This is a genomic window from Neisseria sp. HMSC31F04, assembly GCF_001807735.1.
GTDB classification, from domain to species: Bacteria; Pseudomonadota; Gammaproteobacteria; order Burkholderiales; family Neisseriaceae; genus Neisseria; species Neisseria elongata.
Map to the genome: position 1 here is coordinate 1 of NZ_KV790801.1, position 26,735 is coordinate 26,735.

Below are 26,735 nucleotides of genomic sequence, written 5' to 3' on the forward strand. Positions count from 1 at the left end.
GGGGATTTTGGGGGGATTTTGTAAAGGTCTCCAGATATGAATCGAAGGCCGTCTGAAAACTGAAAATCAGTTTTCAGACGGCCTTTGGACGTATTCAGATTTCGTCTACCTGTTCCTGTGCCGCTTTGTATTGCCGCAGCCACTCGATGGCGGCGGCTTTTTCCGTTTCGTTGCCGTATTGCGCGTCGCGCTGGTAGCGGCGGAAAGTGGCCTTTTCCTGAGCCGCCTTGATTTGCGCTTGTTTGAAATGTTCGCGGTTGGACGGTACGCTGCGTTGGGTTTGCTGGGCGTTGGCGCGCACCATGGCCTGCGCAATCAGGTCGGCGGGGTTGAAGGCGGGTTTGGCCGACGGTGGCACGGCGGACGGTGCGGTCGGAACAGCCGCTGCGGCGGCGCGGCGGGCGGCAGCTTCCCGTTCGGCACGGTAGGCTTTTTTCTCCGCGTCTTCACGCGTTTTGCGGCTTTCGTGCCGTTCGAAACGCGCTTGCGCATGGGCGGCGGCGGCAAAACGCGGCGCGGTTTCCCCGCCCGACAGGCTGCGCGATTGCGGCAAATAGTCGGCACCGTTCGGCAGCATGTGGATGCAGTCGACGGGGCAGGGGGCGACACACAGGCCGCAGCCGGTACATTCTTCGGCAATCACCGTGTGCATCAGCTTCGACGCACCCATAATCGCATCAACCGGGCAGCCGCGGATGCAGGCGGTGCAGCCTATGCAGGCCGATTCGTCTATCCATGCCAGTGCTTTGGCTTGGGTTTTGGCAGGCGCAACCGGCGGTTTGCCCAACAGGCCGGCGATGTCCAGCATCACGGTTTCCCCGCCGGGGGCGCACAAATTGACTGCCGCTTCGCCTGCCGCCAACGCGTGTGCATAGGGCAGGCAGCCGTCGTAACCGCATTCGCGGCATTGGGTTTGCGGCAGCAGGCGGTTGATTTGTTCGACGGCGGCAACAGGCATGGAGGGTACTCGTAACTCGTAAATAAAAGGGGCGTATTTTAACAGATTGATTTGAAAAAATGTTTGCGTTTTCCCCCTGAAAAATACTGCCTCAAATTAGACAAAAAGTCTTAAATTTTGATGTTAAAATCGGATGGTTGGCATATTTTTAAAAAATTCATTGCTAAAATGTCTAAAAAAAGTATAATCGCCGCTTCTTTGAAGAAAATGCCCGATGACGATTGGACAAAATATGCAACTGAATATCGACCGCTTAATCGCCTATTTCGGCGGTGTAAACGCTCTGGCCGAAGCCTTGAAGCAGCAAGACCCGCAAAATGCCGCCAGCACGGCCGCCATCTACAAATGGCGCACGCGCGGCTCGCTGCCTTTGGCGCAACTGCAAAAGCTGACCGCGCTGGCCGAAGCCCAGGGGCGGCCGTTGGATTTGAACGCCTTTATGCAGCAGCAAACCACCTTGGAGAAAAATACCATGACCACCAGCCAAAACAACCGCGTCATCATATTCGACACCACCATGCGTGACGGTGAACAGTCGCCCGGCGCATCCATGACTAAAGAAGAGAAAATCCGTATTGCCCGCCAGTTGGAAAAAATGGGCGTGGACGTGATTGAAGCGGGCTTTGCCGCCGCCAGCCCGGGAGATTTCGAATCGGTGAACGCGATTGCCAAAATCATCACCAACGCCACCGTCTGCTCGTTGGCGCGTGCCGTTGAAAACGATGTCCGCAAGGCGGGCGAAGCCGTTTCCCCCGCGCCGAAAAAGCGCATCCACACCTTTATCGCCACCAGCCCCATCCATATGGAGTACAAGCTGAAAATGAAGCCGCAGCAGGTGATTGATGCGGCGGTGAAAGCGGTGAAAATCGCCAAAGAATATACAGATGATGTGGAATTTTCCGCCGAAGACGCGGTTCGTTCCGATTTGGACTTTTTGGCTAAAATTTTTACGGCGGTGATTGAAGCGGGCGCGACCACCATCAATATTCCCGATACCGTCGGCTACTCCATTCCTTCCGTGTGGTACGAACGTATCAGCAACATCATCAAAAGCGTGCCCAACGGCGACAAAGTAGTCTGGTCGACCCACTGCCACAACGACTTGGGCATGGCGGTTGCCAACTCGCTGGCTGCCGTTCAGGCAGGCGTGCGCCAGGTGGAATGCACCATCAACGGTTTGGGCGAACGCGCGGGCAATGCCAGCTTGGAAGAAATTGTGATGGCGTTGAAAGTACGCCACGATTTGTTTGGCTTGGAAACGGGCATCGACACCACGCAAATCGTGCCGGCATCGAAACTGGTGTCCACTATTACCGGCTATCCCGTGCAGCCCAACAAGGCGGTGGTCGGCGCAAACGCCTTCGCGCACGAATCGGGCATCCATCAGGACGGCGTGCTGAAACATCCTGAAACTTATGAAATCATGACTGCCGAATCGGTCGGTTGGGCCACCAACCGCCTGACCTTGGGCAAGTTGTCCGGCCGCAGCGCGTTCCGCAGCAAATTGGCCGAATTGGGCATCGAATTGGAAAGCGAAGAAGCATTGAATGCCGCTTTTGCCCGCTTCAAAGAGCTTGCCGACAAAAAACGCGAAATCTTCGACGAAGACCTGCACGCGCTGGTGTCCGACGAAATGGGCAGCATGAACGCCGAAAGCTACAAATTCATCTCCCAAAAAATCAGCACCGAAACCGGCGAAGAACCGCGTGCCGACATCGTATTCAGCATCAAGGGCGAAGAAAAACGCGCATCCGCCACCGGTTCCGGCCCGGTCGATGCGATTTTCAAAGCGATTGAGAGCGTGGCGCAAAGCGGCGCGACTTTGCAGATTTATTCCGTAAACGCGGTAACGCAGGGCACGGAAAGCCAAGGCGAAACCAGCGTGCGTCTGGCGCGCGGCAACCGCGTCGTCAATGGGCAGGGCGCGGATACCGACGTTTTGGCCGCCACGGCCAAAGCCTATCTGGCTGCTTTGAGCAAGCTGGAGTTCGGCGAAGAAAAAATGAAGGCGCAAGGTACGGTTTAACGGATTGACGCAAGAAGGAGGCCGTCTGAAAGCCGGTGTTTTCAGACGGCCTTTTGGTGGATTGGAAAAATGGAAGCCGAATATGTTTATCACGATGCTGTGCTGCTGAAAGCGGCATTGGCGGGTAGTGTGTTCAGCTTGGACGTGTGGCTGTATCCGGTGTATTACCCGGGCGGAAAAGAAGTACGGCTTGAATTTGAGGGTTGCCACGATGTTTCCATGTTCGAGCACTGGCTGCGGCAATATGCCGCCGTTTGTGCCGAGGACGGCGATGACGAATGCGGTTTGAGGGTGGAGGGTTTGGCTATTACCGGCAGGGAGGGCGGCCTTTTTACGGCCCGGTTTGCCTGCGATTACCTGCCTGTCTTGCGTTTCAATTTTTCCGTATTGCGGGAGGCCGTCTGAAAGGTTGGGATTCAAGGTTGAAGATCGGACGGGCAATATGCGGCAAATATTGCCTGCCTGTTGTGGGTTGGTTTCTTCATCTATGATGCGAAAAGGCTGATGAGCGGCTGCGGCTATTTTGCAGATGAATTTCAATCTGTCCTTATTGCGGCAATCGAAAAGGCCGTCTGAAAACCCCTTTGCGGGGTTTCAGACGGCCTTTTGCCTTATCTGCTTATGGTATTACAACGGCAGCAGTGGGATAACCAATACGGCCATCAGTGCGGCGATAATGCCGTAGAGGAACATCGGAACGACGGTTTTTTTGATAATCGCGCCTTCCGAATTTTTAACGTCCAATACCGAGCATACGGCGATGATGTTGTTGATGCAGACCATGTTGCCCATGGCACCGCCAACCGATTGCAAGGCCAGAATCAGTGTAACCGACAGGCCTGTGTCGAGGGCAATCTGTTGCTGAATCGAGCCGAAGGTCAGGTTGGATACGGTATTGGAACCGGAGAAGAATGCGCCGATCGCACCCAGATAGGATGAGAAGTACACCCAGTGTTGTCCGGCAACGGAAGCAAATTCGCGGCCGATGATTTTCACCATCGAGTTGTCGCCGCCGACCAGCATCAGTTTCACCATAATCAGCGCACCCATCAGAGCCAGCAGCGGTTTTTTGGTTTGGTTGAAAGTGGCGACGTAGAAAGTCCAGGCATCTTTAAATTTGGTTTTGTACAGCACGATGCAGATCCAGACGGTAATCACGAACGGAATCCACGCGGGAACGTACAGGGTTTGGTATTTTTCTGCCACGCCGGAGCCGAAGATGTTGCCGAAGATGATGGTCAGCGATTCGGTAACCGTAATGTCCGACAAGCCGGGCAGGGAGAAGGCGAACCAAGGCTCGGTGCTGGTCATCAATCCTTTCAGGCCGATTTGTTTGATGCGCGTTACCACCAGCATGCCGATCAGCATACCCAGCGGTGCCAGTGCTTTGGCCACTGCGCCGAAGGACGGTTTTTCCGCATTCGGGTCTTTCGGGTATTCTTTGCTCAGGCCGATGCCGTGGTTGGCGGCGAATACGGAAATCAACAGGCCGATGGCACCCGCCACCAGCGATGGGAATTCCTCGTTTACCTGTGCCAAGATGACATAAGGGATGGTGCAGGAGAGGATGGCGATGTAGATGAAGCCGATGTTTTTACGGATTTCCTGCCATGATGTGATGAAGCTCAGGCCGATCAGCGGAATAATGAAGCCGGCGACAAAGTGGATGATGCCGGTTTGTTTGCCGATGGCCATAATTTCGTCGTGGCTTAAATTCAGTTGGCCGAAGCCGAACCATGTCGGTGTGCCGACCGCGCCGAACGATACCGGTACGGAGTTCATCACCAAGGTAAAGATGGCGACGCGCAAGGGGTTGAAACCCAGGCTCATCAGGATGGGGGCGGCAATGGCGGCGGGTGTGCCGAAGCCTGATGCGCCTTCAATCATGAAGGCAAACGACCAGCCGATAATCATCAGCTGGGCAACGGGGTTGGGGCTGATATTGGCCAGCCATTTGCGGATAGTGTCGATACAGCCGGTGGTTTCCATCATGCGGTTGAACATGATGGCGCCGAAAATCACGGTGATCGGTGTGAGGGTGGCGACAAGGCCGGCGGCAACGTTGGCGTTGAGTGCCAAAGCCGGGCTGTCGAAATAGAACATTTGGATGAGGTAGATCAGTGCCGCCGTAACGGGTAGTGCGATATAGGACGGAACGCTGTTTTTCTTCACCATCAGCCAGATCAGCAGCACGATGGGGAAGATACTTAAAAATAAAGGCATAAAAATATCCTTTGCGGACAAGTTGTTGTTAATTTCATATCGCAGTCGATATGCGCTGTGCGGCCTCTGACCGGTGTCGTGCGGCTGCTTTTCGGACGACGGATACGGCACGGCGCAGCCTTATCGTATTTGTCTGCCCTCTTCGGACAGGCCGTCTGAAACCCAAACGGTTCGTGCGAACCGTTTTCAGACGGCCTATTGCGGATAACAGGCCGTCTGAAAAATATGGCAAATTAAATTTAATGTATGAATGAAGCAAAGGGGTTTTCTAAACAGGCCGTCTGAAAGTGTTTTCAGACGGCCTGTTGCCCTATTTGCTTAACGTTGTTGCTTTTCCTTAATCAGGTCGTGCAGCGTTTTTGCGGCGGGCTTCATCGGTTTGCGGTGATCTGTCCAGCCCAATTGTTTGCCCGGTGTGAGCGCGCGGAACGTGGTGGCTGCCCAGCCGAAGGCGCGATAGGCCTTTTTGCCGCTGAAAATGCCGTCATACGTACGCCAGGCCAGCGTTTCGGCCAAAGTGTGCGATGCGCCTTGCCCGCGTATCGGGTGTGCCACTTTTTCGTTGGGCGAGCGTTGGGCTTCTTCACGCAGGCGGCGGATTTGAGCGGTAATCGGAATCCTTACCGGACAAACTTCGTCGCACGCGCCGCACATGGTGCAGGCGGTCGGTAGGTCGCGTGTTGAGTCCAAGCCCAACAGGTGCGGCGAAATGATTTCGCCGATGGGGCCGGGGTAGGTCGTGCCGTAGGCCGCGCCGCCGATGCGGGTGTAAACCGGGCAGTGGTTCATGCACGCGCCGCAACGGATACATTGCAGGGTGCGGCGCATTTGCTCTTCGGCATAGGCCTGACTGCGGCCGTTGTCCAGCAGCACCAAGTGCATTTCCTGCGGGCCGTCGAGTTCGCCGCTGCGGCGCGGGCCGGTAATCATGTTGAAATAGGTCGTAATGTTCTGACCGATGGCCGAACGCGGCAGCAAGCTGTACAAAGGCGGAACGTCCGACAGCTTGGCCACGATTTTTTCAATGCCGGTAATCGCGATATGCACGGGCGGCACGGTGGTGCTCAGGCGGCCGTTGCCCTCGTTTTCGACTAGGCACAGCGTTCCCGTTTCGGCGACGGCGAAATTGACGCCGCTCAGGCCGACATCTGCCGTGCGGTATACGTCGCGCAGGGCTTGGCGGGCGAAGCCGGTCAGTTGGTCTACGTCGTCGGTCAGCGGTGTGCCGAGGTTTTGGTGGAACAGTTCGCTGACTTGTTCTTTGGTTTTGTGAATCGCGGGCATCACGATGTGGGTGGGTTTTTCACCCGCCATTTGAACGATGAATTCGCCCAAATCGCTTTCCACCGCTTTCACGCCGTTGTCGGCCAAATAATGGTTCAGCTCGATTTCCTCGCTGACCATGGATTTGCCTTTGACCATCAGTTTGCCGTTGTGCGCGCTGACGATGCCGTGAATAATTTCGCAGGCTTCCGCAGGCGTTTCCGCCCAATGCACTTTCACGCCCAAACGGGTCAGGTTTTCTTCCAGCTGCTCCAATAAGTCGGGTAGGCGGGACAGGGAACGCTGACGGATGTGTTCGCAAAGGGTGCGCAATAATTGCAGTTCTTCTTCGTCCGACAATACGGCCTTGCGTTTGGTCATCAGCATGTCCATGGCCGTGCGCAGGCTTTTGCGCAGGGGTTTGTCGGACAGGGCGTTTTTCGCGTTTTGCTTGAAGGTTTCCGGTTTCGGATGGAAATGTATGGTTTGCGTACTCATGCCGCGTCCTCCAGGTCTGCCGGGTTGATGTGGGGCGGTACGAGTGCGAGTACCACCAAATCGCGCGGGCCGTGCGCGCCGTAGGCCAGGGTCAGTTGGATGTCTGCGGTTTTTGACGGGCCGGATACCAATACGACGTTGGTCGGCATGCCGTCGGCCATTTTTTCCCCGCTCATGGCGTGGTGGAAGGTGTTGTACATTTTTGCCGCATCAAACAGGCAGAAGTGTACCGGCGGAACCAGGCTTTGGCTGCGCGGCTCTTCAATGTCCGGCCACAACATCAGCGTGCCGGTGAGGGCGATGCCGCAGCGGGCGGAGGTAAAGCCTGCGTCGATGTTGGTAAAGTAACTGTCTTTCCAATCTTCAATCGGTTTGTCGAAGGATTTGACTTCGATATCCGAGGCCGTCTGAAAAGCACGTTCGGCGGTTTGGCCGTGCTCGGTCTTCAGGGGCAGCAGGATGTTTTTCAATCCTTTTTCTCTGGCTACGCGCACCATGGTTTGCGGCCAGGTTTCGGGTGTTACCCAGTAGATTTCGGTTTTGACCGCCCGCATGGTTTTCGCCCAGTGTTTCAGGCGTTCGGTTTCGCTGTCCCATTCCGGTGAGGTTTCGCGGTAGTATTCGTCCACTTTCGGTTCGATCATCGGGTAGGCGTTGGCCTTTCTCAGTTTGGCCAGGATGTTGTCGCGTGCGCTCATGCTTTGCCTCCCGTGCGTTCCAGCAAGAAGGTGGCAATGTGTTTGGGTTTGGGCATGTCGGGTTCGTCTTTGGCGATTTTGCCGCCGATATTCATCATGCAGCCCGCATCGGCACTGACGATTTCCACCGCTTCGGTTGCTTTTAAGGAGGCTACTTTGTCGGCCACCATCGCACCGGAAATGTCAGGCTGCTTGACGGAGAATGTGCCGCCGAAGCCGCAGCATTCGCTTTCGTGGTCGTGTACCACGCGTTCGACGTTTTTCAGGCTGTCTATCAGTTTCCAACCTGTGATGTGCACGCCCATTTCGCGCCGTGCGCCGCAGGAGGTGTGAACGGCCACTTTGATGTTGTCGCCTTTGTCTTCGGGCGTATAGCCGATATCCAGCAGGAAGTGGGTGAATTCAACCACGCGGTCGGCCACTTTTTGCGCTTGTGATTCATACCGGCTGCCTTTGAATACGTCCGGCCAGTGGTGTTTCATCATGCCACCGCAGGAACCGGAAGGCACGACTATCGGCCAGTTTTCGGGGAACAGGTCCAGTTGGGCTTTGGCGATTTCAAAGGCTTCTTTCGGATGCCCCGATGTGAAGGCGGGTTGGCCGCAGCAGCTTTGCGCCATCGGGAAATGCACGCGGATGCCTTGCTGCTCGATCAGCGTAATTGCATCCATACCCGCTTCGGGCATGAAAATGTCCAGCAGGCATGTGCCGAAAAAATACACATCGGCAGGTTTGCTGCCGACAGTGGGTTCGGTATTTGTGTTCATGGTTTGGCTTTTGGTTTGTGTTTTGGTAAATTGGTCAGACCAATTTTATTGGAGTAGGGTTACTTTAAGTAATCTTATGTAAGCGGTCAAGTGACATGTGGTTTTTTATGTTTTTAACCTGATAAAAAAATAAGGTTTTTGCGGGAATTTAAGTAAAATTGACGACAATTACGCCGTCTGAAAAATCTGTCGGGCGGCCATAAGCGGAGAGGGTGTGATGCAGAAAGAAAAAACGGTCGGCAGACAGTGTGTCGGTACACAGATTGCCGATATTCTTGAGGAACGGATTTTGCAGAATATTTATCCGGTGGGTGGGAAGCTGCCTCCGGAACGGCAGTTGGCGGAGGAGTTTGGTGTGTCGCGCCAGTCGTTGAGGGCGGCTTTGCGGATTTTGTCGGCGCGCGGGATGCTTTATGCGCGGCAGGGGGACGGACATTATGTTTCCGAGCGGGTGAGTCAGGCTTTGCAACTCGGTTGGGAGGAGGTGGCCGGTAGGCACGATATGGCCGACGAGGTATTGGATTTCCGCCGCAGTGTGGAGGGTTTGCTTGCAGGTTTGGCGGCGCAGCGGCGGACGGAAGCGGATTTGCAGCGTCTGCGCTATTGGCTTGCGGAGTTGGAGTCGGCTTACGGGCAGCATGATTCGGAACGGCAGGCGACGGCCGATGCGGCGTTTCATCAGGTTGTGGCGGAATCGGCACATAATGTGATGTTCACGCGCTTGTCGGAGAGTTTGTTGCGTTTGCTGAAGGGGCATACGCGGCGTAATTTGGCCAATATGTTTGCCGCCGACCGTTACGCGCAGTTGTCGGAACAGCATGAGGCGATTTTCCGCGCCATTGAGAGGCAGGACGCATCGGCGGCGCAACGGGCGGCAGAAGCCCATTTGGATTATGTTCGGCGCAGTTTGCACGATGATGCGGAACGGGCGGCGCGCGAGGCCGTGTCGGCGGCTTTGGCCGAGAATGACGTTCAGGGCGTGTTTGTCGAAACTGTTGCGGGCGGTGGGAAATGATGGCGGCCGTGCGGCAATGTTGCGCCGGCGCAGGTTGGCCGGGCTGTTGGGTGGCGTTGTTTTATCCGAACCGAAAGGCAGTAATTTCTAAAGTATCGGAAACGTCTGCACAATCGGCTTTATTGGGTTTCAATGTTCTGCGGTTCGCCGTTTGGACGAATATTGGTTAATCTGTTGCGGCTGATTTGCCGGATAATGTAGAAAGGCCGTCTGAAAACTGCTTGGAACAGTTTCAGACGGCCTTTTTTGATAGTGGTGCGGGATTATTTCAAACTTTCCTTCAAGCCTTGTATCTTGTCCTGGAATAAGGTTTCGTCGAGGTTCAGGCCATGCGTTTTGGCCACTGTGGCGAATTCCTGCATGCCGGCCAAAATATCCTGGCCGCCCGCACGCATATCGTTTTGGGCGGACAGCATTGTACTTTGGCTGTTGAAGTCGGCATTGATTGCGGTTCTCAAGCCATTGCCCATTTTTTCAAAACCTCCGGCCAGTTTGTTTTGGATGGAGCGGCCTTCGTCGCTTTTCAGTTTGAGGGCTTTGAGTTTGGGGGCGACTTTTTCTGTGAGGACGAGCTGATCGCGCAAAACGCTGCGGACATCTTCTTCATTCTTTGCCTGGCTGATGCGTTGCCGGTATTCGGCTTCCAGATTCGGGTGGAATCCGGCATCTTTCAATGCGCCGGCAATGGAGATTAAGTCGGATTGCTGCGGATTGCCGCAGGCGGCAAGTACGGCGATGCTGCCGATAACCAGCAGGAAACGGCTGATTGTGCGGGTGATTTGGGAGAGGATTTTATTTTGCATAATGATTTCTTTCTCAGTAAGGATAAGGCGGGGCGTTATTGTAACGGAAGGCTGGAAAAAATATAGGCCGTCTGAAAGAGGATTTTCAGACGGCCTGTTGTCCGTTTGTCCGTTGATGTTTAACGTCTGGCCAATACGGCTCCGGCGAGGTAGGAACGTACGCCGACGGTAATCGCGTCGGCGCACTGGCGGCGGAAGACCATGCCGCTGAGTTTGCGCTCTTCTTCCGGATTGGAGAGGAAGGCGGTTTCCACGAGGATGGACGGGATGTCGGGCGCTCGCAGGACGGCGAAGTTGGCCTGATCGATGTCGCCTTTGTGCAACTTGTTGTATTTGCCCAATTCGTTCAGCACTTTCTTGCCCAAAATCGCGCTGTCTTTGTTGGTAACGGTTTGGGTCATGTCGAGGATGGTGCTGTCGATGTCTTTGTTGCCGCCGGTTTTGACGCCGCCGATGGCGTCGGCATTGTTTTGCGTTTGCGCGAGGAATTTGGCTGCAGCACTACTGGCGCCTTTCGTGCTGAGGGTATAAACGCCGGTGCCGCGCGCGCTGGAGCTGGTGAATGCGTCGGCATGGATGGAGATGAAAAGGTCGGCGTTCAGTTTGCGCGCTTTGGCCACGCGTACGCCCAGCGGGATGAAAACGTCTTCGTTGCGTGTCATATAGACTTTGTAGCCCATGCCTTCCATGCGTTTTTTGGTTTCGCGCGCAATGGAAAGGACGACATCCTTCTCGCGCAGGCCGCTCTTGCCGATGGCGCCGGGGTCTTCGCCGCCGTGGCCGGGGTCGAGCACGATAATCGGCTGGCGGTGATGTTTGCGGTCGGTTGGCGGAGGGGGCGGGGTATCGTCCGGAGTTTTGGTCGTTTTCGGCGGCTTCGATACTTCGGGGGGCGCCTGTACCGGCGGGGTGCCGCTGCCTGTGCCCTGGTTGCTGATTTTGCCTTTCGAGTAGTCTTCCAACAGTGCCATCAGCGGGTCGTTGGCATCTTGGGCGTGCATCGGGTAGAGGTCGGCCACCAGCCGGTGTTTGAAGTTGGCAACGGGCGCGAGGGTGAAAAGCTGCGGATTGACGTCGGTTTTCAGGTCGATGACGATGCGTACGGTGTCGGCGGTGTTTTGACCGACGCGGATGATGCCGATATAGGGGTCGCTGCGTTGGACTTTGCTGTTGATGCTCTGCAAAACTTCATTAAGCTGTACGCCTTTGAGGTCGAGTACGAGGCGGCGCGGGTTGTCGAGGGTGAAGTAGTTGTATTGCAGCTTTTCCGTCGATTCCAGCGTGATGCGGCTGTAGGCGTTGGCCGGCCAGATGCGGACGGCGACAAACTGCGGGGCGGCTTTGGCGAAAGCGGCCGGTGTAACGGTAAACAGCAGGCCTGCGGCGGCGCTGCGGACTATTTGGCGGCGGGTAAATTTTTTATCCATGCTTCTAAACTTCTTTGGCCGTTTTCGGTTTGTGCGGATAGGGCGGCACTGCGGCCGTTAGCGCAATGCGTCAGGGTGAGTGTCAGGTCGGCGGGCGGGGTGAAGTTTCCGCCTTTTTGCGGCCACTCTATCAGGCAGACGGTGTTGCCGCCGGTCAAATCGCCCAGCCCCGCGTCTTCCCATTCCTCCGGCGCGGAGAAGCGGTAGAGGTCGAAGTGGTGCAGGGTAAAGCGGGGCAGGGGGTAGGATTCGACGATGGCGTAGGTGGGGCTTTTGACCGCACCTTCAAAACCGAGCGCGCGCAGCAGGCTGCGGGTGAAGGTGGTTTTGCCCGCGCCCAATCCGCCTTCGAGCCAAACCGTCAGCGGTGAGGAGAGGCCGTCTGAAAACGCGGCCGCGAAAGCGGCAGTGGCGGTTTCATCCGGCAGGAAAACGGGCGTGTGGGAAACGGACATGTCGGCCTGACCTGAAAAAAGCACGGATTATGCGTCAAACCGCCGCCCTTGCAAACCTTTGAAACGGCAGAAACGGCAAAAATACCCGTATTTCCCGACAAGCGGCAGGCAAACGGCGTGAAAGGCGTTTAGGCGCGGAAGCGGTTTGGTATAGAATGCGCGTTTTCTTTTTTCAGACGGCCTCTTTCGGCTGATTGTTATGAATACACCCAACCAACGCCCCATCGGCGTTTTTGATTCCGGCGTCGGCGGCCTGACCAACGTGCGCGCCCTGATGGAACGCCTGCCGCTGGAAAACATCGTTTATTTCGGCGACACCGCCCGCGTGCCCTACGGCGTGAAGTCGCGGGCGACCATCGAAACCTTTACCGCCCAAATCGTCGGCTTCATGCTCGAACACGACGTAAAGGCACTTGTCATCGCCTGTAACACCATCGCGGCCGTGGCCGGGCATAAAGTACGGCAGATGGCGGGCAATATGCCGGTTTTGGACGTAATCAGTGCCGGGGCGCAGGCGGCGTTGGCCACCACGCGCAACAACCACATCGGCGTGATTGCCACCAATACCACGGTAAACAGCAACGCCTACGCGCGCGAAATCCACCGCCGTAATCCCGCCGCGCGCGTGCAATCGCAGGCCTGTCCATTGTTTGTGCCGTTGGTGGAGGAGGGTTGGCTGGATCACGAGGTTACCCGCCTGACTGCGCGGGAATATCTGAAGCCGCTGTTGGCCGAAGACGTGGACACGCTGGTGTTGGGCTGCACCCACTATCCGCTGCTCAAGCCGCTGTTGCAGCAGGAAGCGCCGCAGCTGCAACTGGTCGATTCGGCACTGACCACCGCCGAATCCGCCGCCCTGGCATTGCAGGCCGAGGGGCTGCTTAACGACGGCACGGGGCAGACCGCCGATTACCGTTTCTACGTCAGCGATATCCCGCTGCGCTTCCAAACCATAGGCGAACGCTTTTTGGGGCGCAGTTTGCAGCAGATTGAAATGGTGTCGCTGGGCTAGGGTTTGGGCTGGCCGCTGCGGTTTCCGCATCCGTTCACTAAAAAAGCGGCAAATTCGAGGTGTCCGACCTTAACTGCGGGTTTTGCCTTGAATTTGCCGATTTTTAACCAAAATCCGCTTGAAAACCTGCAGTCAATAACTCTTGGGCCGCCAGTTTGACAAAGAGGCCGTCTGAAAAACCCGTCTCGCAGGTTTTCAGACGGCCTCGATTTTGGATTGCGCCTACTGCGCTTCAGGCCTCGGGCAGCTTTCGGTGCGCGGTTTGAGTTTCTGATAGGCCTCGCAGGCGCGGTAGAGGTCGGGGTAGAGGTTTTTGAAATACGGCGAGGCGTGGATTTGCTTCGCGTAATAGTTCAGCGAAGAAGGGTAGTAGTGATAGAGTTTTTCCAGCCATTCGGCCGCTTTTTCGGTATTGCCCTCGCGGTATTCGTAGAGGGCGTATTGATAGGCGGTGGCGTAGGGGCGGTGCCGCAGAGCGCGTTTGGACGCTTCGGCCGCCCAGGGGCGGATTTCCGGGTCGAAGGGCGTGCCGCGTCGGGTTAGCGAGAGGTCGGCGTAGTAGGCCAGTAACGGTTCGGTACGCGCGATGCGTTCCAATCCCGAAACTTTGCGGACGACTTCTTCGGCGGTGTCGGTTTTCACGTGGCGGTCGAATTTCACCAAATCGTTGTAAACGAAGCCGAGTTTGACGATGCCGCAGATGATGAGGAAGGCGGAGGCGGCAGGCAGCATGGCTTTGATGCCGTAGCCCGTCCGAATGCGGGTTTCAGACGGCGTGATGCTCATCATGACGGCAAAGGCGGTTAGGAAATAGATGTACCACAGCGGGTATTCCAACATGCTGTGGCACAGGCTGACGGTCATCAGTGCGAGCGGCAGCATGCTTTCGGCGGAAGCAGGCCGTCTGAAATACGGCCATATCACCCACAGCGCGCCGCCAAACACCAGCAGCGTGCCGACCAGCCCCATTTCGGCCAACAGCTGCAAAACGATGTTGTGCGAATGGGTAAACAACACGCTGATGCCGTTGGGGCTGAAACCGTTGGGAAAACTGCCGGCAAGGAAGCCCTGGAGGGGATAGCTGTCCCAGCCGTGCCCCCACAGCGGCGCATCTCGGAACACGCGCCAGGCGTTGCGCCATTCGAGGTCGCGGGCGGACATGGCGAAAGAGCTGCCCTCCATCCGCTGCAAGGCGGTTTCCACCTGACTGATGCCCAGCCAGCCCAAGACGGTGTTCAGCGAAAACTGCACCGCCACCACCATGGCCAACGCAAACAAAGTAATCAACAGCAGGCGGTTGCCCTTGCGCCCCTGCCGCCACCGCCAAAACAAGGCCAGCAGGCCGACGGCGGCCACATACAGCAAAATCGTGCGCGAATTGACCAGCCCCATCGTGCCCGACAGGAACAGCACCGCCGCCGCGCCGAGTAGGGCGTGCAGGCGGCGTTGCGACCACAACCACGCCGCCGAAAGCAGGCCCCACATCAGGTAATGCCCCAAATGATTGCGCTGGCCGAGCTGGCCGGTAATATTGTTTTTCGCCCCCAGGGCCAGGTAACCCGTGAAATGGCTTGTCCAACCCGCATACTGCATCACCGCCACCGCCGCCTGCAGGCAGCCACCGATCAGCAAAACCCAGGCCAGCGCGGCGGTAACCCGTTCCTGCCCCAGCGAGGCTACCCAACCCCGGCAGGCCCATGCCGCCAGCGACAGCACGACGAACGCCCAGGCCGCCATATCGCTCATGCCTAGATAATCCAACCCCATCACTCGCGCCTGCACATGCCAAAAGGCCGCCAGCAAGAGGAAATACACCGTTCCGCGCGGCGGCAATACATTCAGACGGCCTGTGACGAAAGTCAGCAGCACCAACAGCAGCGCGAACACCAGCGAACCGCTTTCCAAATAAAAACTGCTCAAAGGGCCGACGCGCAAAATCGATAAAAACGGCACCGCCGCAATCAGGAAAAAGGCGGACAACAGCCAGGCAAACGCCCACGCGCCGCCCTTGTTGGTCAGGGAAAAATCATCACGCATGAGTACGCTCCCGAATCCGTTTCACATACAGCAGGCAGGAAACGAAATACAGCGAACTGAGCACCACCGCCCCTGCCGCACACCACCGTCCGGCGGGCGTATGGTCGAACAAACGCATCACCGCCTCGGCGAAATACAGCAGAATCATCATGCACGACCACTGAAACGTATACACGCGGCCTTTCAATACCCCCGCCAGCGGCAGGCATAAGGGCAAAGCCTTCAAAGCCAGCCAAGAGCCGCCCTCGCGCAACGGCGCGAACCACAATTCCCAGGCCAGGCACAGCGCAATCAAGGCCGACAGGCTGAACACCGCCAAACGCTGCGGCAGAAGGGCATGATTGGTTTTATCCATTTTTATAAATCTTTATTTCAATAACGGTTGCAGACAGGCCGTCTGAAAACCGTGCGCAGAAGGCGCGGCAGCTGCGTATGCCCGAACGGGGCTTCCGCAGGAGGCGCGGTTGTCGCGAAAGTTAAAATGAAGCCGGCGGACGGCGGATTGCAGCCCTGCCGATGGCGGGCAAAGCATGAAACGCAGCGTCCGCAGCGAGGCGCGCATTATAGGGCAAGGCCGTCTGAAAACGAAGCATCCGCAGCGGGGCGCGGTTCGGGGCGGGTGCGGCTGCTGCGCCTTCTGCGCAGGTGGGGTTTTCAGACGGCCTGTTTCAATTCCCGCCATGCAGCAGGTATAATGCGGCCTATTTTCAACAAAGGCCGTCTGAAACCTTTGCCGAACATTGTGCGCGCACAAGATTGGGCAAAGGTTTTATTCGGAAAAACGACCGTGCCGCCCGTCGGCTTTCCGGCGTTTCCGGCGTATGGAAACCCCGCTTCCCGGCTTGAGCCGCGGTTTGGCCTTGCCACCGCGTTTCCCACCGAAGCAGTGTTTCAGACGGCCTGCTTCACGGAATCCCTATGCTGAAAAAATTCTGGCGCAAAGTGGCGGGCAAACCTGCCGCCGAAGCCGTCAAAACCGTCCTGCCGTTCGAGCGGCACGGCTTTACCGCCGACCACATCAGCTTCGCCGCCGAAAAAGTCGTCTCACGCCTGCAACAGGCCGGCTATGAAGCCTATGTGGTCGGCGGCGCAGTGCGCGACCTCCTGATCGGCGCGGAACCGAAAGACTTCGACGTCGCCACCAACGCCACGCCCGAAGAAGTCCGCGCCGTCTTCCGCCGCAGCCGCATCATCGGCCGCCGCTTCCGCATCGTCCACGTCATGGTGGGGCCAGAAACCATCGAAGTCACCACCTTCCGCGGCGGCGGTAAGGCAGTGCAGAACGAACAGGGTCGGATTATGAAGGACAACACCTACGGCACGCTGGCCGAAGATGCGGGGCGGCGCGACTTCACCTGCAACGCCCTCTATTTCGACCCCGTGAAAGGCGAAATCATCGATTTCCATAACGGCGTCGAAGATGTCAAAGCCCGCAGGCTGGTGATGATAGGCGACCCGGCCGAACGCTATCAGGAAGACCCCGTCCGCATCCTGCGCGCCGTCCGCCTGGCGGGCAAACTCGGCTTTACGGTGGAAGAACGCACCGCCGCGCCGATTTCCAAATACGCAGGCCGTCTGAAAGAAGAGCCGCCGGCCCGCCTGTTTGACGAAATCATGAAACTCCTCTTTTCAGGCTACGCCCGCCGCTGCCTCGACCAGTTTCACACATTGGGCATAGACCCCCCCATCCACCCGCTGCTCGATGCATTGCAGCAGGCATCGCGCAGCGGCAGGCCGAACATGGTAACCGCCTCCCTGAAAAACACCGATGAACGCCTGCGCGCCGACAAATCCGTTTCCGTCGGCTTCGTCCTCGCCGCCCTGATGTGGGAACCGCTCAACGGCTATTGGCAAAAACGCATGGAACGCGGTGAAAAAGCCGCCCCCGCCCTGGCGGAAGCCATTGCCGAACTGCGCGAAACCATGGAAAAAGGCTGGGGCGTGCCGCAAAAATACGCCGCCACCATGCGCGAAATCTGGGTATTGCAGCCCCAGTTCGACAACCGCCGCGGCGCACGGCCGCACCGACTGCTGGCGCAGGCACGGTTCCGCGCCGCCTACGACTTCCTCATGCTGCGCGCCCAGCTCGGCCAAGCCGCCCGCGAACTGGCCGACTGGTGGACGACATTCCAACATGCCGACGAAACCGAACGCGCCGCCATGACCGCCGCCGCCCCGCAAAACCCGCACGAAGGCACGAAAAAACGCCGCCGCCCGCGCAAACGCAAAAAAAGCGGCAACGCCGCCGCCGAAGCCTGACTTCGGCCGACAGACAAAGGCCGTCTGAAAACCGATTTTCCGCAAACTGTCTTTCAGACGGCCTCAAATACCCTTCCAACCGATTAACCTTATTTACAGGAAACCCAAAATGGCAGCCTACAACATCCAAAAAGTCCTGTCCGTACATCACTGGACGGACGCCTATTTCACCTTCACCTGCACCCGCGACGAATCCCTGCGTTTTGAAAACGGCCAGTTCGTCATGGTCGGCCTGATGGTGGACGGCAAACCGCTGATGCGCGCATACAGCGTCGCCAGCGCGAACTACGAAGAACACCTCGAATTTTTCAGCATCAAAGTGCAGGACGGCCCGCTGACCAGCCGCCTGCAACATCTCAAAGTCGGCGACGAAGTCCTCATCAGCAAAAAGCCCACCGGCACACTGGTGGCCGGCGACCTCAATCCCGGCAAACACCTCTACCTGCTTTCCACAGGCACAGGCATCGCCCCCTTCCTGGCCGTTACCAAAGACCCTGAAATCTACGACATGTTTGAAAAAGTGATTTTGGTGCACGGCGTGCGGTACAAAAAAGATTTGGCCTATTACGACCGTTTCACCAAAGAATTGCCGAACGACGAATACTTGGGCGAAATGATCCGTGAAAAACTGATTTACTACCCTATCGTTTCCCGCGAAGACTACGAACACCACGGCCGCCTGACCGACCTGATGGAAAGCGGCAAGATGTTTGAAGACATCGGCCTGCCCAAAATCAACCCGCAGGACGACCGCGCCATGCTGTGCGGCAGCCCCGCGATGCTGAAAGACACCCGCCGCGTATTGAACGATTTCGGCCTGGTGGAGTCGCCCAAAGTCGGCGTGCGCGGCGATTTCCTGATTGAACGCGCGTTCGTCGATCAGTAAGCCGCCCCAGCCTTATAGGCCGTCTGAAAAAACGCCGCCCCGAAACCGCATTCCGGCTTCGGGGCGTTTGTATTGCAAAAACAACGCAGACAATACTGTTAATCTCCGCCGCCGCCCAACAGAATGCATTTATAACGATAATATTTGTTTACGCTATTTTTCCTCAGTCGGGCGAAAGGCAAACAAAGGGCTGACTATAATGTAAGCAATTCCGGCACCTGCCGTGTTTCCACGAAAGGACGAAACAATGACCATGAAACCACTTATGGCAGTATTACTCGCCGCCAGCCTCTCCTTCCCCGCCATCGGGGCGGAAGCGCGGGGTACGGCAAACCAGAAGAAAGCCACCCTTGCCGGCGCGGCGGCAGGCGCGGTTGTAGGCGGCCTGCTGGGTAACGACGGACAAAGCGCGATTATCGGCGCAGTGGCGGGCGGATTGGCGGGCAACGCCTATGCCTACCACAATAAAAAAATGAACCAAAAAGACGGCGACATCGCTTGGCGCGACCAACGCTACCGCGAAGCCCGCCGCTATGGTTACGGTTACGGCGACCCTTACTACTGCGAGGCGCGTTATAAAAAGGGCAAACACCACTATCATCGCAAACACCGCGACTGGGACGATGATTACGATGATTGGGACGATTACGACGACGATTAAATCCGCCGTGTAAATATCTGAAGAAAGGCCGTCTGAAAATCTACTTTCAGACGGCCTTTTGTGTGCCGGAAAACCCTGTCAGGCCGGTTCCGCCATTTCCAACGCCTGCTTGATGTCCACGGCAACGACGCGCGAGACGCCTTTTTCCTGCATGGTTACGCCGACGAGCTGCTCTGCCATTTCCATGGTCAGGCGGTTGTGGGAGATGTAGAGGAACTGGGTTTGCGCCGACATTTCTTTGACCAGGTTGCAGAAGCGCGAGGTGTTGGCGTCGTCCAGCGGGGCATCGACTTCGTCCAGAAGGCAGAAGGGGGCAGGGTTGAGGCTGAACAGGGCGAACACGAGGCTCATGGCGGTGAGGGCTTTTTCGCCGCCGGAGAGGAGGTGGATGGTGCTGTTTTTCTTGCCGGGCGGGCGCGCCATAATGGACACGCCGGCGGTCAGGAGGTCGTCGCCTATCATTTTGAGGGTAGCTTCGCCGCCGCCGAACAGGGTCGGGAAGAAGGTTTGGACTTTGCCGTTGACGGCGTCGAAGGTTTCTTTGAAACGCGCTTTGGTTTTGTCGTCGATTTGGGCGATGGCTTCTTCCAAAAGGGTGATGGCTGCCTGCACGTCTTCGCTCTGGCTGCGGTAGTAGCCGTCGCGTTCGCGCGCTTCTTCGAGTTCTTGCAGGGCGGCGAGGTTGACGGCTCCGAGGGCTTCGATTTGCTGGGTGAGGCTGCCGATGCTGCTGTTCAATACTTTCGGCGATTCTTTCGCCAACGCTTCGAGCGCATCCAAATCGGCGGCGCGTTCGGTCAGGTTTTGATGGTAGCGTTTGGCGTTAATCAGGGCTTCCTGTTGTTGCAACAGGGCGGTTTGGGTGGCGGCCTGAAGCTGCGGCAGCTTGGTTTGCAGGGTTTGTACGCGGGCGTATTGTTCCCTACCCTGCTCCTGAATCTGCGCGAGTTTGTCCTGCACGGCGATGTATTCTTCGTCCAGCGTGTGTACGGCTTCGGTCAGCTCGTCGAGCTTGATGTGCTGCTCGTCGTTTTGGAACTCGGTTTCATAGGCGAGGGCAAGCTCTTGCTGGCGTTCCTGCCAGTCCAGGGTTTGCTGCTCGAGTCGGGCGATTTGCTGTTGGTAGTTTTGTTTTTGCTGGTTGAGCTTGTGAACGGCGACTTCGGCAAGCCCGTATTGGCGGTTGGCTTCCAACAGGGCAAGCTGCGCCTGTTTCAGACGACCTTGCTGCTCTTGGCGGCTGTGTGCGGTGGTTTGCTGCTGGTGTTCGAGTTCGGCGGCGGCTTCCTGCAAAGTAACGATGTCGTCTGAAAGCCCGTCGGACGTGTGTTGCAACACGGTCTGTTCTTCCGCCAACTGCGCCAGTTCGCGCTCGATGTGTTCGCGGCGGATTTGCCCTTGGTTGGTGCGCGCCAGAAGTTCGGCGGCGCGTTGCTGCGCCTGGCTGTATTGGCGCGTGTGCTGCTGTTGCTGCTGCATCAGGTTTTTGTGCTGCGTTTCAGACGAGCGCACAGCGACCTCCGCCTGTTTGAACGCGGCTTCGGCGGCGGAGAGTTTGGGGGCGAGGTTTTCCAGTTCGGACGCGATGCCGTCAAGGCGCGCTTTTTGGGCAATAAGGCTTTCCTGCGCGGGCTTGGCATAGAGCAGAACGCTGACTTTATCGACCTGATGGCCTTCGGGCGTGAGCCAGATTTGATGCGTGCCCAAATCGTTTTGATGCGCGAGGGCGTAGCTCAAATCGGGCGCGCACAATACGCCGTCGAGCCAGTGATGCAATGCCGTCTGAAACGGCGGCTGCGCTTGGATTTGGTTCAGCAATGCCTGTACGGGCAGGGATTTTTTGAGGCCGCCGGAGAGGTCGTCTGAAAGCCATGCCGCCTGCCCCTGCGGCAACGGCGCGGGCGGCACGAAGCCAGACGGTACGCTACGGGCGTGCAGGCGTTCGGCAAGGATGACGGACAAGGCGTGCTGCCACTCGGCGGGCGCGGTGATGTGTTGCCACAGTTGCGGCGCGGCGGCGTGGTCTGTTGCCTGCCAGAAGTCGGCGGCTTCCTGCTGTTGCGACAGGATTTGCGACAACGCCTGCTGCTGCGCCTGCAAGGTGATGTGTTGCTGCTTCAGGCTTTGGAAGCGGCTCGAGGTCGTCTGAAACGCCTCGCGGTCGGCGTGCAAGGCTTCTTCGGCGGCAATGATTTGTTCTTCGTAATGCTCTTGCTGGCTTTGCAACAAGACGGCGGCTTCCTGCGCGGCGGCGGTTTCGGCTTCGTCGGGCAGGTTCAGGGTTTGGTTTTCCTGTTTCAGACGACCTTTGCGCTCTTCGTGCTTGGCAACGGTTTGTTCGGCATGGGCAAGCTGCTGCTGCTTCAACGCCAGTTCGCGGCGGATGCGGTTTGCCTCGTCCTGCTGGGTTTGGAAGGCGGCGTTAAGCGTGGCTTGGGCTTCTTCCAATTCGGGCAGACGCTCTTCGTGTTCGGCAACCTGCATCGCCCATTCCGCCAATTCGGTTTGCTTTTCTTCCGCCTGCAACTCGTTTTCTTCAAGCTGCACACGGATTTGCTGCTGCTCCTGATGGATGCGCTGCATCTGCGCCTGCGCCGCCTGCTTGTCGCGTTCGATGCGTTGATGCAGGTTTTGCTGATGGCGGATTTGTTCTTCCAAACGGGCAATCTGCTCGCGCAACACGCCGCGTTTGTTGCTCAGTTCATGTACCGCCTGTTGCTGCGACTGTTCGGCAGTCTGCAAGGCGTGTACTTCGTCGTTTAACGCCTGAACCTGCGCGGCGGTTTCGTCCTGCTGCGCCTGCAAAGATTGATGTTGCGCGGTCGCCTTGTCAGCGGCGGCAAGCGATTGCTGCCATTGGGCGTAATCGAGCAAATCCTGTTGCTGGTTCAACTGCGCAGTCAGGGATTTGTAACGCTCGGCGGTTTCTGCCTGTTTCTCCAGCTTTTCCACCTGACGCACCAACTCGTTCTGCAAATCGCCCAAACGCTGCAAATGCTCGCGCGTATCTTTCAGACGACCTTCCGTCTCCTTGCGGCGTTCCTTATATTTGGACACGCCCGCCGCCTCCTCGATATAAGCGCGCAACTCCTCCGGCCGCGCTTCGATGATGCGCGAAATCATCCCCTGCTCGATAACGGCATAACCGCGCGCGCCCACGCCCGTACCCAGAAACAAATCGGTAATGTCGCGGCGGCGCACGGTCTGATTGTTGATGAAATAAGTCGATTCGCCCTGACGCGTCAGTTGCCGCTTGATGCTCACCTCGGCATACTGCCCCCACGCCCCCTGCAAACTGTGATCACTGTTGTCAAACACCAGCTCCACCGAAGCCCTCGGCGCAGGACGGCGCGTCGCCGCACCGTTAAAAATCACGTCCTGCATACTCTCGCCGCGAAGCTGCTTCGCCGAAGCCTCGCCCAAAACCCAGCGCACCGCGTCAATCACATTCGACTTACCGCAACCGTTCGGCCCGGTAACCGCAACAAGCTGCCCCGGCACATGAATCGTGGTCGGGTCGGTAAAAGATTTGAAGCCGGAGAGTTTGATGTGGGTCAGGCGCATGGGATAAGGACGGGGAGAAAAAGCGGAGTATTCTAAATGAAAACAAAAAATCTGTCAGATAACAGGAGTTTCGGCATGTTAAATAATGAGGAAGTTGAATAACATAGTAATAACATTACAAGGGATTTTTATAAAATAACCGACAACAACAGCGTTACATTCAAAGGTTTGTCCAGTGGTGAAACATTGAATAGCGTATTGCAAAAACATGTTGAATTCCTCGGTTAATAGCTGAAAGTCAAACCCCTCAATCCTAATGATTGAGGGGTTTTATTTCTTCAGCGGCAGAGGTATGGATTTGGGTACGGCTGTTTATGCAAAAAACCGAAAAACATCTGGCTTGATAGGCCGTCTGAATTTAGTATCGCACCCGTTTTGTATTTTATCGATTGCTCATTTTTGTATGAAAGACTATTCCACGCCATTTTTAACCCGCTTTTCCCGACTGTTTAAAATGCTTCTTTGGTTGTTTTCAACAGTACGGCGGATCAGGCGGTTGGACAAAGCTTCTGTCGAACAACGGAATGCCGAATTTTCGGCTATTTGTGCCGAAGCACTTTCCATATTGAATGTTCGTCTGATTGCAAATAACAGGCCGTCTGAAAGCTTGAAAGGCGTATTGGTGGTGGCCAACCACATATCGTTGTTGGACATTTTTGCAATTACCGCACTCTGCCCGAGCAGTTTTATCGCCATGAAGGAATTGAGCCGTTGGCCGGTAATCGGGCGGGTGGCGCGCAATGCGGATACGGTATTTATCGATCGGAGCAGCCGTAAAGACATCAATATCATCAATGAAGCGATTTGCCGTTCGCTGGCAGAGGGAAAGAACGTCTGTTTTTTCCCTGAAGCACGTACTTCCAGCGGTAACGGCATCCTGCCGTTCAAAGCCGCGTTGTTCCAATCCGCAATTGATGCCGGTTCCAAAATCCAGCCTTTGGCCTTGCGATATTTCGACAGCCAAAAACGGCGGACCACGCAGCCTTCATTCAGTGAAGTCAATTTATTCGTTTCATTGTGGCGCATTGTTTCCATGCAAGAAATAGAAGTGCATGTGGACTTTTTACCGCTTAAAAAACCGCAGGGCGACAGGTATGAGGTAAAGGATAAAATTGAAGCCGCGATTGGCAGGGAAGTCGGTAAAATGCATGAAGTTTGGCAGAATAAATTTTAATAAATAGCATAAAGCAATTAAAAAAATTTGAACAATAAATTATACAAATCGCTCAAGGTATTTTAGAATGTACCCATTGAAATTCCACGGGTCAGACGCATTTCCCGTATTCCATTTACCCTTGAACCATTTAAGTTAGGAGATTGATATGAGCATCAACATTAAAACTTCAGAACAACTGGTCGGTACCAAAGTACCCTCAGTCGTATTCCACACCCGCCAAGGCGACGCTTGGGTAGACGTTTCTACCGACGACCTGTTCAAAGGTAAAACCGTGGCCGTATTCTCTTTGCCCGGTGCATTTACCCCGACTTGCTCTTCTACCCACTTGCCGCGCTACAACGAATTGGCCAAAGAATTCTTCAAACGCGGCGTGGATAGCATTTTGTGCGTATCCGTAAACGACACTTTTGTGATGAACGCATGGTTGGCCGATCAGGAAGCCGAAAACATCACCGTCGTACCGGACGGCAATGGCGAATTCACACGCGGCATGGGCATGCTGGTTTCTAAAGACCAACTGGGCTTCGGCGACCGCTCTTGGCGTTACTCCATGCTGGTTAAAGACGGCGTGATTGAAAAAGCTTTCGTAGAGCCGGTAAAAGACGGCGATCCGTTTGAAGTATCCGATGCGGACACCATGCTGAAATCCATCGATCCTTCTTGGAAAGAACAGCCTTCGGTTGCCGTATTCACCAAACCGGGCTGCCCGTTCTGCGCCAAAGCCAAAAAAGCCCTGCAAGACAAAGGCTTGGCTTACGAAGAAATCGTTTTGGGCAAAGATGCGACCACTACTGCCGTGCGCGCGATTACAGGCAAAGCGACTGCACCGCAAGTATTCATCGGCGGCCAATACATCGGCGGCAGCGAAGACTTGGAAGCCTATCTGGCCAAAAACTAAGTTTCCGCTGTAAACGGGCGGTTTAACCGCCGCCCGACGGATAACCCAAGGGTTATTCGGGTAACCCGACCCGCCGTGCCGTGTTACCCGAATAACCCTTTTCATTATCATGCCGTCCTCACGGCATCTTGATCGGGCTGCGCAAGACGCAAATACACCCAAACACGCACACATCACAAAAGGCCGTCTGAAAAAACGTGCGGCCTCGACAATATTGCCAAAACGCAGCCCCAAACATCAAGCCGCCATATCGACGGCAACCCGCCAACCAATATGGAAGGAAATGCAATGAAACAACTGCAAGCAGACGTCGTCGTCATTGGCGGCGGCACAGCCGGCATGGGCGCATTCCGCAATGCCCGCCAATACACCGACAATGTCTACCTAATCGAAAACCATGCTTTCGGCACAACCTGCGCCCGCGTCGGCTGTATGCCGTCCAAGCTGTTGATTGCCGCGGCCGAAGCACGCCATCACGCCCTGCATACCGACCCCTTCGGCATTCATCTGGATAAAGATAGCATCACAGTGAACGGCGAAGAAGTGATGAACCGCGTCAAATCCGAGCGCGACCGCTTCGTCGGGTTCGTGGTGGAAGACGTGGAAGCGTGGCCGTCTGAAAAACGTATCATGGGTTCGGCCAAATTCATCGACGAGCACACCGTACAAATCGACGACCATACCCAAATCCGCGCCGACCGCATCGTCATCGCCACCGGTTCGCGCCCGGTTATTCTGCCTCAATGGCAGGTTTTGGGCGACCGCCTGATTATCAACGACGACGTGTTTTCATGGGATACCCTGCCTGAAAGTGTCGCCGTATTCGGCCCGGGCGTCATTGGTTTGGAACTCGGACAGGCACTTTCCCGATTAGGCGTAAAAGTTGAAATCTTCGGTAAAGGCGGCCTGATCGGCGGCATTACCGACCCCGTGGTGCTGGAAGAAGCCAAAACCGTGTTCGGCGAAGAACTGACCCTGCACCTGAACGCCGACACCGAAGTCGGCCTGAACGGCGAAGGCAATGTGGAAGTCAAATGGCACGAAGACGGACAAAGCGGCACATTCACCGCGCAATACCTGCTGGCCGCCGTCGGCCGCCGTCCGAATACCGACAACATCGGTTTGGAAAACCTGAATATCGAATTGGACGAACGCGGCGTGCCGAAAGCCCATCCGCTGACCATGCAGACCAGCATCCCGCACATCTTCATCGCCGGCGACGCATCCAACCAACTGCCGCTGCTGCATGAAGCCAGCGACCAAGGCAAAATCGCGGGCGACAATGCCGGACGCTATCCGCATATCGCAAACGGCCTGCGCCGCAGCACCATCGGCGTGGTGTTTACCAATCCGCAGATTGCCAGCGTCGGCCTGCGTTACGCCCAAGTGCGCCAACGCTACAAAAATCCCGAATGCGTCGCCATCGGCGAAGTTTCCTTCCGCAATCAGGGGCGCAGCCGCGTGATGCTGGTAAACAAAGGCCATATGCGCGTGTATGCCGAACAGTGCAGCGGCCGCCTCATCGGCGCGGAAATCTTCGGCCCCGCCGCCGAACATTTGGCGCACCTGCTGGCTTGGGCGCATCAGGCGGGTATGACCATTCCGCAGATGTTGGATATGCCGTTCTATCATCCCGTTATCGAAGAAGGCCTGAGAACCGCCCTGCGCGACGTGATGGCCAAGCTGAAAATCGGCGGCGAAATGCATAGCGAATGCAAGGAATGTGTTGGCGACTAAGTCGTGTTTTGATACATTGAGGTCGTCTGAAAGCCGGAAAACCGGTTTTCAGACGGCCTTTGTTTGTGTATTTGCCGCAATTGCTGATGGATTGGCTTAAACAGCCGAAGATTGTAAATCGGAAGAGGGCAGCGTGCTAAGCGGTACGGAGTCGGTTCGTTGCCTGCCGTAACAAATACAATGTGTTTCAGACGGCCTGATGATGTTTTTGAACGGAAGAGCCGTTGATGAATAACAGACACATGATTACTGCCGGTTCATCTATCATGCAGCGGCAAAAATCCCGCCATACCGCTTGGTTGCAGAAAGTAAATCGAAGGCCGTCTGAAAAACCTGATTACGGGTTTTCAGACGGCCTGAGACCTTTGCAA

The 26,735-nt window shown here is 56.3% G+C and carries 22 protein-coding genes; 11 read left to right on the forward strand and 11 right to left on the reverse strand.

What is annotated here, in order from left to right; all coding sequences use genetic code 11:
• Window positions 1-94 precede the first annotated feature (94 nt).
• On the reverse strand, window positions 95-958 hold the full coding sequence (locus tag HMPREF3107_RS05800) for an RnfABCDGE type electron transport complex subunit B (protein WP_070454217.1): 864 nt from the start codon (window positions 956-958) through the stop codon (window positions 95-97).
• 232 nt (window positions 959-1,190) lie between these two features.
• Here HMPREF3107_RS05800 and HMPREF3107_RS05805 point away from each other — a divergent pair, with 232 nt between their 5' ends.
• Window positions 1,191-2,984, forward strand: coding sequence for a 2-isopropylmalate synthase (locus tag HMPREF3107_RS05805; RefSeq protein WP_070454218.1), 1,794 nt, complete (start codon window positions 1,191-1,193; stop codon window positions 2,982-2,984).
• A gap of 69 nt (window positions 2,985-3,053) precedes the next feature.
• A complete protein-coding gene (locus HMPREF3107_RS05810) occupies window positions 3,054-3,389 on the forward strand; it encodes a hypothetical protein (protein WP_070454219.1) in 336 nt (111 codons plus the stop codon).
• Between the two features lie 222 nt (window positions 3,390-3,611).
• Here HMPREF3107_RS05810 and HMPREF3107_RS05815 read toward each other — a convergent pair whose 3' ends face one another.
• The 4 genes from HMPREF3107_RS05815 to HMPREF3107_RS05830 all read right to left on the reverse strand — a co-directional run bounded on the left by HMPREF3107_RS05815 (window position 3,612) and on the right by HMPREF3107_RS05830 (window position 8,433).
• Complete coding sequence (locus HMPREF3107_RS05815) at window positions 3,612-5,207, reverse strand: L-lactate permease (RefSeq protein WP_070454220.1); 1,596 nt, start codon at window positions 5,205-5,207, stop codon at window positions 3,612-3,614.
• Window positions 5,208-5,525: 318 nt separating this feature from the next.
• On the reverse strand, window positions 5,526-6,968 hold the full coding sequence (locus HMPREF3107_RS05820) for a LutB/LldF family L-lactate oxidation iron-sulfur protein (RefSeq protein ID WP_070454221.1): 1,443 nt from the start codon (window positions 6,966-6,968) through the stop codon (window positions 5,526-5,528).
• Entirely contained in the window at window positions 6,965-7,666 is a 702-nt protein-coding gene (locus tag HMPREF3107_RS05825; RefSeq protein WP_070454222.1) for a LutC/YkgG family protein, read from the reverse strand. Before HMPREF3107_RS05825 ends, HMPREF3107_RS05820 begins: the two co-directional genes overlap by 4 nt.
• On the reverse strand, window positions 7,663-8,433 hold the full coding sequence (locus HMPREF3107_RS05830) for a (Fe-S)-binding protein (protein ID WP_070454223.1): 771 nt from the start codon (window positions 8,431-8,433) through the stop codon (window positions 7,663-7,665). The genes HMPREF3107_RS05825 and HMPREF3107_RS05830 overlap by 4 nt, the downstream gene beginning before the upstream one ends.
• Before the next feature lie 217 nt (window positions 8,434-8,650).
• Between HMPREF3107_RS05830 and HMPREF3107_RS05835 the strand changes: the two genes are divergently transcribed.
• Window positions 8,651-9,448: a FadR/GntR family transcriptional regulator gene (locus tag HMPREF3107_RS05835; RefSeq protein WP_070454224.1), complete on the forward strand. Its 798-nt coding sequence runs from the start codon at window positions 8,651-8,653 to the stop codon at window positions 9,446-9,448.
• A gap of 263 nt (window positions 9,449-9,711) precedes the next feature.
• Here the strand turns inward: HMPREF3107_RS05835 and HMPREF3107_RS05840 are convergent, their stop codons facing one another.
• From HMPREF3107_RS05840 to tsaE, 3 genes are all read right to left on the reverse strand, one after another.
• Window positions 9,712-10,251, reverse strand: a complete 540-nt coding sequence (locus HMPREF3107_RS05840; RefSeq protein ID WP_070454225.1) for a hypothetical protein — start codon at window positions 10,249-10,251, stop codon at window positions 9,712-9,714.
• A 119-nt stretch (window positions 10,252-10,370) separates the two neighbouring features.
• Window positions 10,371-11,678: an N-acetylmuramoyl-L-alanine amidase gene (locus tag HMPREF3107_RS05845; RefSeq protein ID WP_070454226.1), complete on the reverse strand. Its 1,308-nt coding sequence runs from the start codon at window positions 11,676-11,678 to the stop codon at window positions 10,371-10,373.
• Window positions 11,648-12,133, reverse strand: coding sequence for a tRNA (adenosine(37)-N6)-threonylcarbamoyltransferase complex ATPase subunit type 1 TsaE (tsaE, locus tag HMPREF3107_RS05850; protein WP_070454227.1), 486 nt, complete (start codon window positions 12,131-12,133; stop codon window positions 11,648-11,650). Before tsaE ends, HMPREF3107_RS05845 begins: the two co-directional genes overlap by 31 nt.
• A gap of 199 nt (window positions 12,134-12,332) precedes the next feature.
• On the opposite strand from tsaE, the gene murI reads away from it, so the two are divergent.
• A complete protein-coding gene (gene murI, locus HMPREF3107_RS05855; RefSeq protein ID WP_070454228.1) occupies window positions 12,333-13,145 on the forward strand; it encodes a glutamate racemase in 813 nt (270 codons plus the stop codon).
• Window positions 13,146-13,367: 222 nt separating this feature from the next.
• Here murI and HMPREF3107_RS05860 read toward each other — a convergent pair whose 3' ends face one another.
• Window positions 13,368-15,182, reverse strand: coding sequence for a PglL family O-oligosaccharyltransferase (locus tag HMPREF3107_RS05860; RefSeq protein ID WP_070454229.1), 1,815 nt, complete (start codon window positions 15,180-15,182; stop codon window positions 13,368-13,370).
• The gene (locus HMPREF3107_RS05865; protein ID WP_070454230.1) at window positions 15,175-15,537 is read right to left on the reverse strand and encodes a DUF2069 domain-containing protein; all 363 of its coding nucleotides are present in this window, start codon (window positions 15,535-15,537) and stop codon (window positions 15,175-15,177) included. The genes HMPREF3107_RS05860 and HMPREF3107_RS05865 overlap by 8 nt, the downstream gene beginning before the upstream one ends.
• Before the next feature lie 175 nt (window positions 15,538-15,712).
• On the opposite strand from HMPREF3107_RS05865, the gene HMPREF3107_RS12100 reads away from it, so the two are divergent.
• The 4 genes from HMPREF3107_RS12100 to HMPREF3107_RS05885 all read left to right on the forward strand — a co-directional run bounded on the left by HMPREF3107_RS12100 (window position 15,713) and on the right by HMPREF3107_RS05885 (window position 18,988).
• Complete coding sequence (locus tag HMPREF3107_RS12100) at window positions 15,713-15,877, forward strand: hypothetical protein (protein WP_168160523.1); 165 nt, start codon at window positions 15,713-15,715, stop codon at window positions 15,875-15,877.
• 223 nt (window positions 15,878-16,100) lie between these two features.
• The gene (gene pcnB, locus HMPREF3107_RS05875) at window positions 16,101-17,441 is read left to right on the forward strand and encodes a polynucleotide adenylyltransferase PcnB (RefSeq protein ID WP_070454232.1); all 1,341 of its coding nucleotides are present in this window, start codon (window positions 16,101-16,103) and stop codon (window positions 17,439-17,441) included.
• A 109-nt stretch (window positions 17,442-17,550) separates the two neighbouring features.
• Complete coding sequence (locus HMPREF3107_RS05880) at window positions 17,551-18,327, forward strand: ferredoxin--NADP reductase (protein WP_070454233.1); 777 nt, start codon at window positions 17,551-17,553, stop codon at window positions 18,325-18,327.
• A gap of 247 nt (window positions 18,328-18,574) precedes the next feature.
• The gene (locus HMPREF3107_RS05885; protein WP_070454234.1) at window positions 18,575-18,988 is read left to right on the forward strand and encodes a glycine zipper domain-containing protein; all 414 of its coding nucleotides are present in this window, start codon (window positions 18,575-18,577) and stop codon (window positions 18,986-18,988) included.
• 78 nt (window positions 18,989-19,066) lie between these two features.
• On the opposite strand, the gene smc is transcribed toward HMPREF3107_RS05885, so the two are convergent.
• On the reverse strand, window positions 19,067-22,552 hold the full coding sequence (gene smc, locus HMPREF3107_RS05890) for a chromosome segregation protein SMC (protein ID WP_070454235.1): 3,486 nt from the start codon (window positions 22,550-22,552) through the stop codon (window positions 19,067-19,069).
• Between the two features lie 403 nt (window positions 22,553-22,955).
• On the opposite strand from smc, the gene HMPREF3107_RS05895 reads away from it, so the two are divergent.
• The 3 genes from HMPREF3107_RS05895 (at window position 22,956) to HMPREF3107_RS05905 (ending at window position 26,364) form a co-directional block, all read left to right on the forward strand.
• Window positions 22,956-23,726, forward strand: coding sequence for a 1-acylglycerol-3-phosphate O-acyltransferase (locus HMPREF3107_RS05895; RefSeq protein WP_070454238.1), 771 nt, complete (start codon window positions 22,956-22,958; stop codon window positions 23,724-23,726).
• Between the two features lie 148 nt (window positions 23,727-23,874).
• Entirely contained in the window at window positions 23,875-24,627 is a 753-nt protein-coding gene (locus tag HMPREF3107_RS05900; protein WP_070454236.1) for a glutathione peroxidase, read from the forward strand.
• Between the two features lie 288 nt (window positions 24,628-24,915).
• Window positions 24,916-26,364: a dihydrolipoyl dehydrogenase gene (locus tag HMPREF3107_RS05905; protein ID WP_070454237.1), complete on the forward strand. Its 1,449-nt coding sequence runs from the start codon at window positions 24,916-24,918 to the stop codon at window positions 26,362-26,364.
• Window positions 26,365-26,735: the final 371 nt, after the last annotated feature.